A 16,004-nucleotide genomic window follows, 5' to 3' on the forward strand; every position below is an offset into this window, starting at 1 on the left:
TATGCTAGAAAACCTTTTAAAAATTCAACTAATTGATATTCTATCTGTTGATAGCCCAGAACCCCGATCTGGTTTTTCTAAGGATAAAATTGAAACTTTGGCCAATAGTTTTTTAACAGTCGGTGGGAACTCTCAACCTATTCTTGTTCAACGCTTAGATTTTGATTCATTTACCGTTGTTTCTGGACATTTAGAATATTATGCAGCAGTCCGAGCCAGAGAAATCAATGATGATTTTGAGATGATTAACGCGATCATTATTACTCCTGAAAATGAAGCGCAGATCAAGCATCAATATGATTATTTAAATACTGTGCAAGAAAGTTCTGCGACTAACTCTTTGGAGCATAGTTTAAACAAAAATGAAATTGCTAATTTAGAAAAAAATCTTTTAGCTCACCTTCAAGATCAACTTAAATTTGAAGTTTCTCGCTTAGAAAATAATTTATCGAGAAATCTTGAGCAAAAATTTGATGGTGTTAAAATTCTTGTGCCTCGTGATGAGGATCACCTAGAAGCCTTTAATGTTTCTGATTTCAAAATTTTAGTCGATAAACTAGGTTCTGCTGGCTTTACTGGTAAGAAAGGTCAGAAAATGGCAACAGCAATTATTCAAGAGAGAAAAAAAAGTCGCTTTAGTTCTTTGGGAGAAATTATTAACAGAGTGCGGTTACAGAACAAAAATAGAGCTATTACTGAAACTTCAATGGTAAAAATTCTAGATGCTTGGAATCGATTTATTGATGTAGAAGAAACTAAATAAAAGAAAAAGCCTTTGGAATATCCCAAAAGCCTTTTTTTACGCTCATTTAAAGAATGGAGTTAAGCAGTTTGCAATAGACCACTATGGCGAAGCAAAGGTTCTGTTTGCGGTTCCCGACCCCGGAATTTCTTGAACACTTCCAATGGGTGGAGACTGCCGCCTAAACCGAGGATCGTTTCGCGGAATTTTTTGCCCACATCGGCGATCGCCACCGTATCTTCGAGGCCAGCTTCTTCAAAGGCCGCAAACGCATCCGCACTGAGCACTTCCGCCCACTTGTAGCTGTAATAGCCCGCTGCATAGCCCCCCGCAAAGATATGACCAAAGGCACAGAGGAACGAATCTTCCGGCAATGGTTTCATAACGGTGGTGGTTTCAGCGAGGCGATCGCGCACCTGTTCCGGGGTCTCACCACTGGCCGGGTCATACTTCGCGTGCAGTTCAATATCCAGCAAACTAAAGTGCAACTGCCGCAACATCGCCGACCCACTCATATAAGTCCGTGCCGCCAAGAGTTTCTGGTAATAATGCTCCGGTAACGTTTCCCCCGTTTCGTAATGTTTCGCCATGCCGAATAGCGTTTCTCGGTGGTAGCACCAATTTTCCATAAACTGACTGGGCAACTCCACCGCATCCCACTCAACATTATTAATTCCCGCCGCACCAGGGTAATCCACATGGGTCAACATATGCTGCAACCCGTGGCCAAACTCATGGAAGAGGGTTTCCACTTCCCCAAAGGTCATCAAACTGGGCTTACCGTCTACGGGGGGCGTTTGGTTACAAATCAGATAAGCCACAGGTAAACGGGTAACGGTGTGACCATTCACCACCAACTTCGCGCGACCGACGCAATCATTCATCCATGCCCCACCCCGTTTTTCTGCCGGACGACTGTAGGGATCAAGGTAAAAACTGGCAATTTGTTCTCCAGACTCGTCGTTAATTTTGAAATAACGCACATCTTCATGCCACACGGGCGCTTCGCCATCGGCAGCGGTAATTTTGACGGAAAACAAGCGTTGCGCTAGGCCAAACAAGCCATCTAAGACCCGCCCTAGGGAAAAATAAGGGCGCAATTCTTCGGCGGTAAAGCCAAACTTTTCTTCCCGTTGTTTCTCTGACCAGTAAGCCACATCCCAGTGGGCCAAGTCAGCCTGTCCCGAAAAGGTTTTTAGGGTCGCCAATTCTTGCTGGGCAGCCTCAAAACTCACTTGGCGCAACTCTTCCATAAGTTGTTCAACGGCGGCCACACTCGGGGCCATTTTCCGGGCTAGACTCAGTTCGGCATAATTTTCAAAGCCTAAAATCTGCGCCTTTTGTTTGCGCAACTCAAGGATGCGATCAATGTGGGGGTGATTATCAAATTCCCCAGAAGAAGCCTTCGAGACTGCTGCTTTGTAGACTTTTTCCCGCAGTTCCCGGTTTTCGGCATATTTCAAAAAGGGGAGATAGCTGGGGTAATCAAGGGTAATGACCCAGGGGCCATTTTCTGGGGTCGCGTTTTCTTCCCCTTCGCTGCGGGCGGTTTGGGCGGCGAGGCTCAGGGCGCTATCGGGTAAACCAGCCACATCTTTTTTGTTGGTCAGTTTGAGCTTAAAGGCCTTGGTCGCATCGAGGACATTATTTGAAAATTTCGTCGAAAGATCCGCCAGTTCTAATTGGATCGCGTTGAATTTCTCCTTAATTTCCCCTTCGAGGCTCACCCCAGCGAGTTCGGCTTCCTTGAGGGCGGTTTCGATAATGCGTTGCTGGGCGGGTTCTAGTTTGTCCCATTGGTCACTTTCGCGAATTGCTTTGTAACCTTCATAGATGGGGCGACTTTGGCTCCAACGGTTAATAAACTGCACCACAGCAGGTTGCATTTTTTCGTAGGCAGCGCGCAGTTCTGTACTATTTTTGACACTCATGAGATGACCGATCACCCCCCAAGTCCACATCAGCTTTTCTTCGAGCTGGGTGAGGGGTTCGACAAAGTCTGTCCAGGTGGGTTTGAGGTTCGCCTCAAGATCGCTGACCTGTTGTTCTAGTTCCGCCAGAAGAGTGGTGACAGCGGGTTCAACATGTTCGGCTTTGATCTCGGCGAAGGGGGGCAGACCATGGCCGATAAGGAGGGGATTCTGGGTCATATGCGGTTAATTTTTCTGATGTTTACGCTATTTCCCATTATGACAGCAAGTTTTTGGGGAAGGCAGTGGGGATATCTGGGCATGGTTGGCTGGCCCATCAACGGGATTGTTATGATTTGAAACGAATGAATTTTATGGGCGGCGATCGCCTTTTGAGCCTGAGGATATGTCGAGCAAAATGTCTGGAATTAATTTTGAAGCGTTTGTGGATACAGAAACGACCCGTTCTTTTGAGTTGCCCGGCGCAAAACCCCACTACAACCCCGACCGTCCGGGACAGGTGGAGCATATCTGTTTGGATTTGGATCTCGACATTACGGGGCGATCGCTCTTTGGGACTTGCACGATTACCCTGGTGCCAGTGCGTTCTGGGGTGATGTCCCTGACCCTTGATGCGGTGGACATGGCCATTGAATCAGTAAGCATCGACAGCGTTAGTCAGCCCTTTGATTATGATGGCGAAACCCTGAATATCCGCTTACTGCAACCGACGACGACGAAAAAAATTGAGTTGGCGATCGCCTACCGGTTAACGGAACCCCAACGGGGCATTTATTTCATTCAGCCGGACGACCATTACCCTGATAAACCTATGCAGGTCTGGACTCAAGGGGAAGATGAAGATTCTCGGTTTTGGTTTCCCTGTTTCGACTATCCTGGTCAGCTTGCCACCTCTGAACTAAAAATTCGCGTGGCTAATCCCTACCGGGCTATCTCCAATGGTGAATTGATCAGCAGTGAGAAACAAGGAGAAAAAACGGAATATCACTGGTATCAAAAGGAAATTCACCCGTCATATCTAATCACCTTGGCGGTGGGTGATTTTGCCGAAACAAAAACCGAATGGCAGGGAATTCCTGTCCTCTACTACGTCGAAAAAGGGCGCGAAGCCGATGGCGATCGCAGCATGGGGAAAACGCCCCAGATGATGGATTTTCTCAGTCAAACCTACGGCTACCAATACCCATTCCCAAAATACGCCCAAGTGTGCGTCGATGACTTCATTTTCGGCGGCATGGAAAACACATCTACCACCCTTTTGACGGATCGTTGTTTACTCGACGAACGGGCGAGCCTCGACGATCAGCGCACTGAAACCCTCGTATTACACGAATTAGCCCACCAGTGGTTTGGCGATCTGGTAGTGATTAAACATTGGAGCCACGCCTGGATCAAAGAAGGGATGGCCACCTACGCCGAGGTGCTCTGGACGGAACATGAATATGGCAAGGAGGAAGCAGCCTATTATCTCCTCGAACAGATGCGGAACTATCTCGACGAAGACAGCAGCCGTTACCGTCGCCCCATCGTCACCCATGTTTATCGCGCCCCCATTGAACTTTATGATCGCCACCTCTACGAAAAAGGCGCTTGCGTCTACCACATGATCCGCACGGTGTTGGGGGATGAGTTGTTCTCAAAAGCAATTCAAAAGTTTGTTCAAAAGCACGCCCACCAAACAGTCGAAACCGTTGATCTCCTGCGGGCGATTGAGGAATCCACTGGGTTTAACCTTGCGCCTTTGTTTGATCAATATGTTTTTCGGGGTGGCCATCCGGATTTTGAAGTGGCCTACAGTTGGGACGGGGAAAATGGTTTAGCAAAACTGACGGTCAAACAAACCCAGGGGCAAAAAGACGAAAAAGCTCTGTTTGACCTCAAAATTCCCGTTGCTTTTAACTATCTCGATGGGGAAACGGTCAACCAAAAAACCTTTACCTTTAAGCTCAATGACGCGGAACATACCTTTTATCTTCCCCTCGACCGCAAACCGGATTTTGTCAGCTTTGATGTGGGCAACCATTGGACAAAAACGGTGAAATTGTTCTACCCGATGGCAGAACTAAAAAATCAATTGACCCATGATCCCGATCCCATTTCTCGCATTCAAGCAGCCGAGGCGATCGCCAAGGAAGGGAACCTCGAAGCGGTCAATACGTTGCAAACAGCTTTAACAACAGAAGCGTTTTGGGGTGTACGGGTAGAGATTGCCAAAGCCCTCGGGACAATCCAACTCAATCAAGCCGAGGATGCCCTGATGGCAGGGTTAAAAGATGCCCATCCCCGTGTCCGCTGGGCCACCCTATCTAGCCTCGGTAAGTTCAAAACCGAAAGTAGCTACGAGGCGATGAAAACTTTTCTCTTGGCAGGAGATGTCAGCTACTATACCGAAGCCGCCGCCGCCCGCACCTTAGGCGCAATGGTTTCTGTTGGTTTAACGGACAAAGCCGAGGCCACCCGTGATTTGCTTAACCAGATCCTCGAAACCCGCGCAGGTTGGAATGAAGTTGTCCGGGCCGGAGCCATTGGCGGACTCGCCGCGATGAAAACTTCCCCCGAAGCCGTGGACGCGATCCTGCCCTACACCGAACTGGGCATCCCCCAACCGCTACGCCTTGCCGCAATCCGGGCTCTAGGCACCGTCGCCAGCGGCCAAACCAACGACAAATTAGCAGTCATTCTCAATTGCTTAGAGGCGATCGCCAGGGAAACCTTCTTCCTCACCCAAGTTGCCATTGTGAGCGCCCTCGGCCAGATCGAAAATCCCAAAGCTGTTACGCTCCTCCAAACCTTGGCCAACCAAGCCCCTGACAAGCGCGTCCGCCAGCGGGCCGAAGAAACCGTGAGCAGCCTCCAGAAAAAGCTCAGCACCGACAAAGCGATTCAAGGATTGCGCGAAGACCTCGATAAACTGCGGGAAGACAACAAACAACTGCAAAGTCGCCTCGCCAAACTCGAAGCCCAGGGCAACCATTGATCACACTTTTGGGGCGAACTTTCCGGGGCGATTTTGCGTCGAAAAAAATGAGGTGAATAGCCCAGCAATTTGTCAACCACTTGGCGATCGCCCCAAGAATTATCCCAAGGCCGGATCCATTGGCGATCGCCCTCTGCCATTCCACAAAATCTACTTATCAATTCTTTAGACTCCGGACATCCGTGCTACCATCGGTAGTCAAAAAGGTGGCGAGGCAACATCATCCCTCATCATCTGCGGTGGAGGAGTTCAAGGAGTTTCCTAAATCTTATGGCCCAACTACAGTCCAGTCTATCCCCCAATACGAATCTCAGAATCGGCGTGATTGGCGTAGGCAACATGGGGCAACACCACACCCGTGTCCTTAGCCTCCTCAAAGATGTTGAACTCATTGGCGTCGCGGATCTCAACGTTGAACGCGGCTTAGACCTCGCCAGTAAATATCGCATCCGTTATTTTGAGGACTACCACGCCCTGCTTCCCCTCGTCGATGCGGTTTGCATTGCTGTCCCCACCAAGCTCCATTACCAAGTGGGCCTAGAGTGCATGGCAGCGGGCAAGCATGTGATGATCGAAAAACCCATTGCGGCGAGTATCAGTGAAGCCGAAGCCCTCGTTAATGCGGCCGCCGAACATAACGTGATCCTCCAAGTTGGTCACATCGAACGGTTTAATCCCGCCTTCCAAGAACTGAGCAAAGTGCTCAAAACCGAAAAACTATTAGCAATCGAAGCCCATCGCATGAGCCCCTATTCCCAACGGGCAAACGATGTTTCCGTCGTCTTGGATTTAATGATCCATGATATTGATCTGCTCTTAGAGATGGCAGCTTCTCCGGTGGTCCAACTAACGGCTACGGGTTCAAAGAAAGACGACTCTAACCATTTAGATTATGTAACAGCCACCTTGAATTTCGCCAATGGCATCGTGGCCACCCTCACGGCAAGCAAAGTCACCCACCGCAAAATCCGCACGATCGCCGCCCACTGCCAGAATTCCCTCACCGAAGCCGATTTTCTCAATAACGAGATCGAAATTCACCGCCAAACCACCGCCAATTACACCACCGACTATGGCCAAGTTCTTTACCGTCAGGATGGTTTGATCGAGCAAGTTTACACCAGTAATATCGAACCGCTCCATGCCGAACTCGAACATTTTGTTCAATGTGTCCGGGGGGGCGAACAACCTTCCGTTGGGGGAGAACAGGCGTTAAAAGCCCTCCGCCTTGCGAGCTTGATCGAACAAAGCGCCCTGGATGGCAAAGTCTGGAAAGAGGCTGATCGCCATTACCAACACCTCAATAAACCGAAGACCATCGTCACGCCCCTCTCCGTTTCTTGATATTTTGCGTTTTCGATGCGTGAAGGGGCGCAGTTTTCGCTACCCTTAATAGATAAACAATCATCCTTTGACTTTAGCGGGTAAGGAGCCGCTGCACTGACTATGTCTGATCTCAATCGTGGCATCATGAAATTTGACGGCGCAGATAAACCCATCGTCGTCGCCGTTTCTGCTGTTTTAGTTTTAGGGGCGATCGCCGCCCTGGTGATCTGGGGTCTCACAACCGCCTATTCGTTCTAAACTAATCCAGTCACCTCTAGCTCCTACGACACACTTTGAATTTCCTGTTTGCGATCGCCGCCGCTGAATCTAGCAAACCAAGTCCCCTGCTGGGGGAAGTCTGGCTTGATCTCGCTGTTTTGGTGGTCATGATTGGCCTTTCTGCCTTTTTCTCTGGCTCCGAGACCGCCATTACTGCCTTTGATAACCTCAAACTCGAAGGACTGATTAAGCGCCAAGGCGATCCCCAGGGCATCTTCCGGATCGTCCTCAAAAATCGGACGCGATTTATCACGACCCTGCTGCTGGGGAACAATCTCGTTAATAATTTCTCAGCGATTCTCACCAGTAACCTCTTCGCGATTTGGTTAGGGAACGCCGGGATCGGGATTGCGACGGCTGTCGTTACCATCGTCGTCCTCATTTTTGCAGAGATTACCCCCAAGTCCCTCGCCATCCTCAACGTGCGCTCGGCCTTTACCTTCGTTGTGCCGCCCATTTATTGGCTGTCGCGTATTCTGTCGTCCTTGGGGATCATTTATATTTTTGAAACCATCACCGAAAAAACAATCAAGATCTTTGAAGGCCGCCAGAATAAAAATTCTCCCACCAGCGAAACCCTCACTGAACTGCAACTGATGATCGAAATCCTGGGAGGGAAAGGCAAGCTTGATCTGCAACGCCGCCGCATTTTAGGGAATGCTCTCCTCCTCGATGAAATGATGGTCAAAGATGTGGTTAAACCGCGCATCGATATGCAAACCATCGCCCATGATGCTACCCTCCAGGAGTTGGTCAACCTCTGCCTCGAAACGGGCTACACCCGCATTCCTGTCCAGGAACAATCCAAAGACCACATCATCGGCATTGTTAACCTCAAGCAAGCCCTCAAGGGTCTCCATTCTCCAGAATCTCCCCAGGCCCAGACTCCAGCCATTGTCCGTTCTGTGATGGATACGCCCGTTTATATCCCTGAAACGAAGCGGGTAGCCGATTTGCTCAAAGAAATGCTCCAACAACGCCTCCACATCGCCATTGTCGTTGATGAGTATGGCGGAACGGTGGGTCTCGTCACCCTAGAGGACTTACTCGAAGAGCTGGTGGGAGAAATTTATGATGAGAGTGATTATGCTCCCCGTGAGCCGGGTTTGCCAGGGCGGTTTTCTGATCGATAAAAATTGAATTGGGAATCTGTCAGAAAAAAAATTGGCGATCGCCTTGCAATATTTTATTTTTATGCTAGGATTGATAACTGTGAAAACAAAAAAACGTGGGTCGGTGCCCGAGTGGTTAATGGGGGCGGACTGTAAATCCGCTGACTATGTCTACGCTGGTTCGAATCCAGCTCGGCCCACCACATTGCCCATATGGCTCAGGGGTAGAGCACTCCCTTGGTAAGGGAGAGGTCACGAGTTCAAATCTCGTTATGGGCTTCTTAGAACAGTTAATTGTTAACCAGTATAAAAAGCGTTTGAATATTCGCTTAAATTATTATTCCTGCGGATATCTGCCGTTGCCGCAATCTTTTGTTTTTCTTTAGGATTAATGGAGGCGCACTGGGTTTCCCCATTGCCTTTGTAAAACTGAATTATCCTAAGCATCTATGACTGAGAAAAAAAAGACCCAGCCAGCACCCGCCCAGGGAACCACAACAACATCAGAAAAGGTACTGTGTCCCCACTGCAAGCGCACTGCGACTAATGGCATCAAATGTAAGGGGATCTGTGTTGCTGATAGTGATTATTAATCGATTGCAGCTCAAATCATAAAGGAAATGCCATTTAAACTAATTAGCAGCAATAATAAACCAAAATTTACCCACAATTCTTTTTTATAGGTATTCATCTTTTCCCCAAGAATGCGGGCTGTTTTTTGTTGTAAATAATGGCGCAATTTTAGGGGCAGTTTTTCGTAATATTGCCGATACTCCAGGGCCGTTAGCAGGACATTCCCAACGTTGTAGAGGGTGATGCCGAGGAGAATCCAGCGGTAAAGGTTATAGAAATTCATGGCTTACAAAAATCTATGGCAGCCGGAGAATCAATCTGAAGTTGATGGCTGAGGGAAAAGAAATAGCAGGTAAAACCCCACTCGGTGATGTTCGGTTGTACTGCTTCTATTTTGGAAAAAATCCTTTTAGTATCAATATAACCTAGGGTCAGAAGAGAGCAATACTGTGGTGGATTTAAAGAAACTAGAAGAACTCAATATTCAGCAAACGGTGGCCGGCATTCTCCAGGACTTTAACCCGATCTTTTCGTCTACTTCTTCTTCTGGACAAACTGGGCAGTGGCGCGCGGCGATCGCCGCCTTAACGGATTTACTCCTGCGCTCCGGGGGCGAAACCCGTGGTGTTATTTTATCGAGCCCTAGCCCAGTCTTTGACGCGCCCCAAATCACCCGCCACCACCATCATTACGTTTTAACGCCGAAAAATCTCCAGGACATTGCCCTGAGTCATCTGCAATTGCCGGGGGCCGGCTTGAATCAAAGCATTCGGCACCACAATAATCAAATCGTTGAGTTTCCAATTCTGCCCAATGATCCGTTGGCCCAGGAACAATTTTGTTTGATTTTGACGGCGAAGTTTAATTTTGCGATGGCCCTGTCTCCCCAGGGATTGCTCTTTTCGTTTGACCCAGAGGCGATCGCCGCCATTTGGCAAATTTTGCAGTGGCGCATGGCCCTAACGCAACCATTCCAGTTCCAAACCCTCGCCCAACTTTGGCCCCGCTTTGCCGAGGTTGTTCCGGACTACCGGCTTGTCTCCCGGTTTAGCCAGTTAATGGTGCGATCGCTGACGGTTAATTTACCCCAGGCTGATTCCCTACCATCTCCAGAACCCCACCAAACCCCTGAACCAACCGCCCAAGCTCAACCGGAATTAGAGCTATTGCAGGCCCTCACCCATGAAATTCGCACTCCTCTAACAACAATCCGTACCATGACAAAGTTGTTGTTAAAAAAGAAAACCCAACTGACTCAGGATATTGTCAAACGCATCGAAACCATTGAGCAAGAGTGCAACGAACAAATCCGGCGCATGGAACTTATTTTTCGGGCGGCCGAATTGGAAACTCCATCCCATCACCCGAAGCAAACTCTGCAACTGGTGCCCATTTCCCTAGAGCAAATTTTCCAGGAGGGAACACCCCGTTGGCAAAAACAGGCCCAACGGCGCAATGTCAACCTAGAGGTCGCCTTACCCCCATACCTGCCCCAGGTGGTGAGTGATCCAGCGATGCTTGACCAAATGCTGTCCGGGTTAATCGAGACCCTCACGCGACGCCTACCGACGGGAGCAGAGGTACAAATCCAAGTCAGCACCGCCGGCAACCAACTCAAGTTAGAAGTCCAGTCCCACGGTCTGGGTCAAAAATGCCTTGAAAAGGCGATTGGCCAGTTACTCATTTTCCAACCAGAAACGGGCAGCTTGAGCCTGAATTTAGATGTGACCAAAAATCTCTTTCAACAGTTAGGCGGCAAACTGGCAATTCGACGCCGGGCTTCCGGGGAAGAAGTCTTTGCTATTTTCTTACCCCTCGGCAATAGCTTCGCTGTGCCCCTCTAGATCTCGTAAGGGCATGGTAGAGCACCCTAAATTCCCCTTAGGAATGTCTCTGCTAACCAAACGCTGAATTTCACCATTGATGCAAAAAAAGATGGGCCACACTAGAGGAGCCCATCTCTGTTAATTTTCGATTTAGTTTTTATCGGGTGCTGGAAGTTTAGGCACCAGGAGCCGCTGGCTCAGAGGGAGGTGCGTCGGCTTCGAGGGCAATGGGTTCTGCATCCAGCTTCATGGTGAGGTAGCGAATAACCATTTCCCCTAAGCGCATATCCCGCTCGACGGCTTTGATTTGGCTGCCATCGGCTTTGTAGTTTACTTGGATGTAGATTCCATCGTTGAAGTTCTGGATCGGATAGGCGAGGTGGCGCTTGCCCCGTACTTGAACCTGAAGATCGCTTGCCCCAGAGTCTTGGAGCATGGTCTTGTATTTGCTGGAGACTTCCTGCACCTGCTCTTCGCTGAGGTCGGGGCGCAGGATGTACATCATTTCGTAGTTGTTGCTCATTACTGTTTGATATAAATCCTTCTGGACAATAAGGCCGCTCGATGTGTGGAAATTTCGGATTTCTTTTACGATTCGAGAAGCAAGGATATAAAATTCTACTACACCTTGCCCCCTTTTAGGGAGTGTTGGCTGGATCTGAAACTGATGAAAAACGGATCATGACTTGGGTCTGAGGGTCTGTCATCGATTGGCGATCGCCACCTTGAGGTGGAGCTCTGTTCTGTGTTTAGTTGATCAAAATTCATTTATGGCGCAACGATATGTTCGGGTTCAAACTCCCCAAGGGCAAGTATTATACGGACTGCTAAAGCTCAACCGTGAAGTGCAGGTGATCGATGCACCGGCTTGGTTGGGGGGACAACCGACGGGGGAAAGTCTGGCGCCGGATGAGTACCAATTATTGGCCCCCTGCGCCCCGTCAAAAATTGTTGCGGTGGGTCATAATTATGCCGCCCATGCGGCGGAACTCCAGCAGCCGATTCCGTCGGAACCAGTGTTATTTTTGAAACCTCCCAGTGCGATTGTGGCCCACCAACAGGGCATTGTGTATCCGGCCCAATGTCAACAGTTGGAGTTTGAGGGGGAATTGGCCCTTGTGATTGGCGATCGCACCCGCCATTGCTCTGAAGAAGAGACCCACCGAAAAATTTGGGGCTATACCATCGCCAATGATGTGACGGCGCGGGATCTCCAACGGCAGGATGCCCAGTGGACGCGGGCAAAGGGATTTGATACGTTCTGTCCCCTCGGTCCTTGGATTGTGCGCGAGCTTAGCCCCGATGCCAAGTTGCGCACCTATGTAACGCCCCTGGGGGAAGAACTCCCTGAACAACCAGACCCAGCCCAGGCCGCCTCGGTGCAGGATATGGTTTTTTCCGTGGCCAAATTGGTGAGCTACATCTCCGAAATTATGACCCTGTTGCCCGGTGATGTGATTTTGACGGGGACTCCCGCCGGAGTTCACACTGTCCGCATTGGCGATCGCCTTTTGATCACCATCGAAGGGATCGGCGAGCTCGAAAATCCCATCATCGCCCCCTAAGACTTGTTTCCATTCTCCATTGCTTGTCGCTTACCACCCGTTACCATGCCCATCGCCAAACGTTTTTTGACCCGTACCTGTTCCGTCGCCTGTCTTCTCCTTGTGGGTTGTGGTACGGCGAATAACATGGCGCCGCCGAATTCCAGCGAACCGACGTTGCTCCGACTGCTGTACTGGCAAGGGCCGACCATTTTAAATCCCCATCTTTCTACAGGTTTTAAGGATTGGGAAGCCAGCCGGATTACCCTCGAACCCCTGGCAACGTTTGATCCTGATAGCGAGTTGGTGCCTGTGTTAGCCGCAGAAATTCCCAGCCTCGAAAATGGGGGGCTCAGTGCCGATGGACGCTCCGTAACCTGGAAACTCAAATCGGATTTGCGTTGGTCTGATGGGGAGCCGTTCACGGCGGCGGATGTGGTTTTTACCTATGAATTCATTACAAACCCGGCGGCGGGGGCGACTAATGCGGGGGTTTTTCAGGGGGTAGAAACCGTAGAAGCCATCGACGAAACAACGGTGAAGGTTACTTTTAAAGATGTGACCCCTGCCTGGTTTGGGGTTTTTGTCGGGGCTGAGGGGATGATTTTACCCCGTCACAAATTTGTCGATTACCAAGGAGAACAGGCCAGAACTGCGCCAGCAAATCTGTTACCGGTGGGCACAGGGCCATACCGGGTGGTGGAATTTAAGCCGGGGGATGTGGTGGTTTACGAAAAGAACCCCCATTATCGGGATGTCGAGCAGTTAGGTTTTGAGCGATTAGAGCTAAAAGGGGGTGGGGATGCCACCGCAGCGGCGCGGGCTGTCCTCCAAACAGGGGAGGCAGATTTTGCCTACAATCTCCAGGTAGAAACCAAGGTTTTGACGGAACTGAGTGCAGGGGGACAGGGGCAAGTTTTAGCGAACTTTGGATCCTTGAGTGAACGGCTAGTCCTCAACTTCACTGACCCCAATCAGGAAACCCCCAGTGGTGAACGGTCGAGTTTGGCTTTTCCCCATCCTTTCTTGACGGATCGGCGCGTGCGGGAGGCGATCGCCACGGCCATTGATCGCGAGACCATTGCCCAGGAACTGTATGGTGTCACGGGCAAACCCACCAGTAATTTTGTAGTGAATCCCCCTGAGTTCGTCTCCCCCAATACCAGCTATCGCTTCAACCCAGAACAGGCCAAGGCCCTCCTCGACCAAGCGGGCTGGGTCGATACCAACGGCGATGGGACCCGTGATCAAGACGGCGTGGAGATGCGGTTGCTGTTCCAGACTTCTGTGAATCCGCTCCGCCAGAAAACCCAAGCGATTATTAAGCAAAATTTGGCCGAAATTGGGATGGCCGTTGAGCTAAAAAGCATTGACGCCAGCATTTACTTTTCCGGCGATCCGGCCAATGTGGACACCACAGAACGCTTTACGGCAGATTTGCAGATGTTTACGACGGGTAATACCAATCCTGATCCCCTGCCCTATTTCAAACGTTACACCTGCGCTGAAATTCCGACCCAGGCCAACAACTGGACGGGGGATAACTATGCCCGTTATTGCAACCCCGATTATGACGAACTCTGGGCCGCAACCACCCAAGCCCTCGATCCAGAAGAGCGGCAAGCCTCGTTGATTCGCCTCAATGATTTGCTGATTCAAGAGGTTGCGGTCATTCCCCTCATTCACCGGGCAGAGACCGCCGGGATTGGCGATCGCCTTACGGGGGTCAGCCTCACGCCCTGGGATATGAATACTTGGAATATTGCCGCCTGGCGCAAGGAAGCCTAGGAATGACGGCCCTAAAATAGACCCCGCCGACCATTCGGCATGATAGTGGCCCAGTTCGTTTTAGCGGTTTTGAGTTGCTGGTCTGTGATTTTGGCGTTGCGCAAATTCGCGCCACAGAGATTCGCCCCGTCCAGCAGAGCGTAGTTTAAATAGGCCTGTTCTAGGTTAGCTCCCCGCAGATCGGCTTGGCTGAGGTTGGTATAGCTCAGGTAAGCCTGTTCTAGATTTGCGTCCCGGAGATTCGCTTGGTGTAAGTTAGCTTTGCCAAAATCAGCACGACTGAGATTTGCCCCCTGGAAATTGGCTTGAATCATTTGGGATTGGTGGAAAATACAGCCTGATAAATTCATGCGCGGCAGGCTGAGACCTAACAGTTGTAGTTGAGCAAAGTTTCGGCGACCTTGGCCATAGGCACTCAACATATCCTGGGCGGTCAACTTAGTTTCCATCGGATTTGCCCGATTAGCTTTGTTCGGCTCGATCCGCATAGTTTTGCCCATGGTAGAACGGGGTTTGTTACGTCCTGCGGTCAATCGATTAATACGCTGGGCAGAGGCAGAGGGGTGATAGGTGTCTGTCTGGGAAGGGGCACCATAGGGTTTCTTTTGGCGATCGCGTCTTGCTCGGATGGCCATCGCTAACTGAGAATTAGCCAGGGTGGAAGGGCCGCCCGTCAGTTCCCCATCGTCATCGCTTGAGGCGGTGGAAGAGACTTGGCCCCCAGTGGTTCCCGTAAAGGATTCTGCGCCACTCAAATCTGCCATGCCCTGGGCCAGGCTTTCCATATAGGGTTCCATTTCGAGGGCATCAAGCACATCCTGGGCGGATTGATAGCGGTGCTTGACTGAACTCTCCAGCATTTTGTGGAGGACACTCGCGAGGCTGTTGCTGATATTGACGTGGGACTCCCACAGCAGCTCCCCCGTTTTGGAGTCGTAGTCGAGTTCTTTGGGGGGTTTCCCGGTGAGCAAATAAAGACAGGTGATCCCCACCGCATAGATGTCACTGGCATAGACGGGACGCATGGCCATTTGCTCTGGGGGAGCATAGCCTGGGGTGCCAACGGCGAAGGAGGTGAGGGCCGTTTGTTCTGATGTCGAGGCGATCGCCTCGACATTAATTTGATTTTTTACCGCACCAAAATCAATCAAAACTAATTTTTTATCTTGGTCACGGCGAATCAGGTTGGCGGGCTTGATATCCCGGTGGATGACCTGTTGGGAGTGAATGTATTGGATGACAGGTAAAACTTCGCTGAGGAATTGCCGCGCTCCGGCTTCGCTAAATGGCCCATTTTTTTTTACTTCCTGCTGCAGGTTATTGCCTTTGACATATTCCTGAACCAGGTAAAAATGATTGTCGTCTTCAAAGTAATCCAGGAGGCGAGGCACCTGGGGATGATTGCCGATGCGACCGAGGGTCTCCGCCTCCCGTTCAAAAAGTTCGCGGGCCATCTGGAACAAGTGCGGCACGTTGCTCGCAAGACGCAGTTGCTTGATCACACAGGATGGTTTGCCGGGGAGGTTCAAATCTACCGCGAGAAAGGTGGCACCAAAACCACCATGGCCTAAGCTTTTGAGGGGTTTATAGCGTTGGCGCAGGATTAGGCTACTGCCACAGGTTCCGCAGACTCGCGCCTTGAGAGGATTTTTGGGGTTGGAACATTTGGGATTGATACAGTAGCTCATCCAGAGTCACCTTAATGGGAGAGGCGATCGCCTCTGCAAGGAAAGAGTTTTGGTCGCCTATTTTGTTACCGTGAGCAAGCATGGCGTTGTGATCTGACGCACCAACGGGGATGACCTGTGATGGTGTGTTCACCTCAAGCTCCATCATATCCCACCACCTTAACGTACTGGGATGGTGTCTGGGGGTTTGCTAGGCGTGTTCTTAGCGTTCCCTAAAA

General features: G+C 50.3%; 12 protein-coding genes and 2 tRNA genes. 10 read left to right on the plus strand and 4 right to left on the minus strand.

What is annotated here, in order from left to right; translation table 11 throughout:
- Position 1 precedes the first annotated feature (1 nt).
- Positions 2 to 763 (plus strand): hypothetical protein, encoded by a 762-nt coding sequence (locus tag AWQ22_RS02245; protein ID WP_065710049.1) that lies wholly within the window; start codon positions 2 to 4, stop codon positions 761 to 763.
- Positions 764 to 822: 59 nt separating this feature from the next.
- Here AWQ22_RS02245 and AWQ22_RS02250 read toward each other — a convergent pair whose 3' ends face one another.
- On the minus strand, positions 823 to 2,892 hold the full coding sequence (locus AWQ22_RS02250) for a M3 family metallopeptidase (protein ID WP_065710050.1): 2,070 nt from the start codon (positions 2,890 to 2,892) through the stop codon (positions 823 to 825).
- 178 nt (positions 2,893 to 3,070) lie between these two features.
- On the opposite strand from AWQ22_RS02250, the gene AWQ22_RS02255 reads away from it, so the two are divergent.
- The 6 genes from AWQ22_RS02255 (at position 3,071) to AWQ22_RS02275 (ending at position 8,646) form a co-directional block, all read left to right on the plus strand.
- Positions 3,071 to 5,650 (plus strand): M1 family metallopeptidase, encoded by a 2,580-nt coding sequence (locus AWQ22_RS02255; RefSeq protein WP_065711604.1) that lies wholly within the window; start codon positions 3,071 to 3,073, stop codon positions 5,648 to 5,650.
- A 270-nt stretch (positions 5,651 to 5,920) separates the two neighbouring features.
- Positions 5,921 to 6,994 carry a Gfo/Idh/MocA family protein gene (locus AWQ22_RS02260; protein WP_012306070.1) on the plus strand — a complete coding sequence of 358 codons (1,074 nt, stop codon included), beginning with the start codon at positions 5,921 to 5,923 and terminating at the stop codon, positions 6,992 to 6,994.
- Between the two features lie 102 nt (positions 6,995 to 7,096).
- On the plus strand, positions 7,097 to 7,234 hold the full coding sequence (locus AWQ22_RS16905; RefSeq protein WP_012306071.1) for a hypothetical protein: 138 nt from the start codon (positions 7,097 to 7,099) through the stop codon (positions 7,232 to 7,234).
- Between the two features lie 128 nt (positions 7,235 to 7,362).
- Complete coding sequence (locus AWQ22_RS02265; protein WP_315862435.1) at positions 7,363 to 8,388, plus strand: hemolysin family protein; 1,026 nt, start codon at positions 7,363 to 7,365, stop codon at positions 8,386 to 8,388.
- Between the two features lie 97 nt (positions 8,389 to 8,485).
- Positions 8,486 to 8,570: transfer RNA gene (locus AWQ22_RS02270), tRNA-Tyr, on the plus strand.
- 4 nt (positions 8,571 to 8,574) lie between these two features.
- Positions 8,575 to 8,646, plus strand: a tRNA-Thr gene (locus tag AWQ22_RS02275).
- A gap of 325 nt (positions 8,647 to 8,971) precedes the next feature.
- Here AWQ22_RS02275 and AWQ22_RS02280 read toward each other — a convergent pair.
- A complete protein-coding gene (locus AWQ22_RS02280; RefSeq protein ID WP_030007062.1) occupies positions 8,972 to 9,223 on the minus strand; it encodes a hypothetical protein in 252 nt (83 codons plus the stop codon).
- A 166-nt stretch (positions 9,224 to 9,389) separates the two neighbouring features.
- Between AWQ22_RS02280 and AWQ22_RS02285 the strand changes: the two genes are divergently transcribed.
- Entirely contained in the window at positions 9,390 to 10,784 is a 1,395-nt protein-coding gene (locus AWQ22_RS02285; RefSeq protein ID WP_065710052.1) for a sensor histidine kinase KdpD, read from the plus strand.
- A gap of 157 nt (positions 10,785 to 10,941) precedes the next feature.
- On the opposite strand, the gene rpsF is transcribed toward AWQ22_RS02285, so the two are convergent.
- On the minus strand, positions 10,942 to 11,289 hold the full coding sequence (rpsF, locus tag AWQ22_RS02290; RefSeq protein WP_012306075.1) for a 30S ribosomal protein S6: 348 nt from the start codon (positions 11,287 to 11,289) through the stop codon (positions 10,942 to 10,944).
- A gap of 247 nt (positions 11,290 to 11,536) precedes the next feature.
- Between rpsF and AWQ22_RS02295 the strand changes: the two genes are divergently transcribed.
- Both AWQ22_RS02295 and AWQ22_RS02300 read left to right on the plus strand, forming a co-directional pair.
- On the plus strand, positions 11,537 to 12,331 hold the full coding sequence (locus AWQ22_RS02295) for a fumarylacetoacetate hydrolase family protein (RefSeq protein WP_065710053.1): 795 nt from the start codon (positions 11,537 to 11,539) through the stop codon (positions 12,329 to 12,331).
- Positions 12,332 to 12,376: 45 nt separating this feature from the next.
- A complete protein-coding gene (locus tag AWQ22_RS02300) occupies positions 12,377 to 14,098 on the plus strand; it encodes a peptide ABC transporter substrate-binding protein (protein ID WP_065710054.1) in 1,722 nt (573 codons plus the stop codon).
- Positions 14,099 to 14,109: 11 nt separating this feature from the next.
- Here the strand turns inward: AWQ22_RS02300 and AWQ22_RS02305 are convergent, their stop codons facing one another.
- Entirely contained in the window at positions 14,110 to 15,786 is a 1,677-nt protein-coding gene (locus AWQ22_RS02305; protein ID WP_065710055.1) for a serine/threonine-protein kinase, read from the minus strand.
- Positions 15,787 to 16,004: the final 218 nt, after the last annotated feature.

It is taken from the genome of Picosynechococcus sp. PCC 7117, assembly GCF_001693275.1.
Taxonomy (GTDB): domain Bacteria; phylum Cyanobacteriota; class Cyanobacteriia; order Cyanobacteriales; family MRBY01; genus MRBY01.

Bases quoted from the DNA above. Each gene is read 5' to 3' on its own strand.
- AWQ22_RS02245 (WP_065710049.1), top strand. From the start codon at position 2: ATGCTAGAAAACCTTTTAAAAATTCAACTAATTGATATTCTATCTGTT.
- AWQ22_RS02250 (WP_065710050.1), bottom strand. From the start codon at position 2,892: ATGACCCAGAATCCCCTCCTTATCGGCCATGGTCTGCCCCCCTTCGCC.
- AWQ22_RS02255 (WP_065711604.1), top strand. From the start codon at position 3,071: ATGTCTGGAATTAATTTTGAAGCGTTTGTGGATACAGAAACGACCCGT.
- AWQ22_RS02260 (WP_012306070.1), top strand. From the start codon at position 5,921: ATGGCCCAACTACAGTCCAGTCTATCCCCCAATACGAATCTCAGAATC.
- AWQ22_RS16905 (WP_012306071.1), top strand. From the start codon at position 7,097: ATGTCTGATCTCAATCGTGGCATCATGAAATTTGACGGCGCAGATAAA.
- AWQ22_RS02265 (WP_315862435.1), top strand. From the start codon at position 7,363: ATGATTGGCCTTTCTGCCTTTTTCTCTGGCTCCGAGACCGCCATTACT.
- AWQ22_RS02280 (WP_030007062.1), bottom strand. From the start codon at position 9,223: ATGAATTTCTATAACCTTTACCGCTGGATTCTCCTCGGCATCACCCTC.
- rpsF (WP_012306075.1), bottom strand. From the start codon at position 11,289: ATGAGCAACAACTACGAAATGATGTACATCCTGCGCCCCGACCTCAGC.
- AWQ22_RS02295 (WP_065710053.1), top strand. From the start codon at position 11,537: ATGGCGCAACGATATGTTCGGGTTCAAACTCCCCAAGGGCAAGTATTA.
- AWQ22_RS02300 (WP_065710054.1), top strand. From the start codon at position 12,377: ATGCCCATCGCCAAACGTTTTTTGACCCGTACCTGTTCCGTCGCCTGT.
- AWQ22_RS02305 (WP_065710055.1), bottom strand. From the start codon at position 15,786: ATGAGCTACTGTATCAATCCCAAATGTTCCAACCCCAAAAATCCTCTC.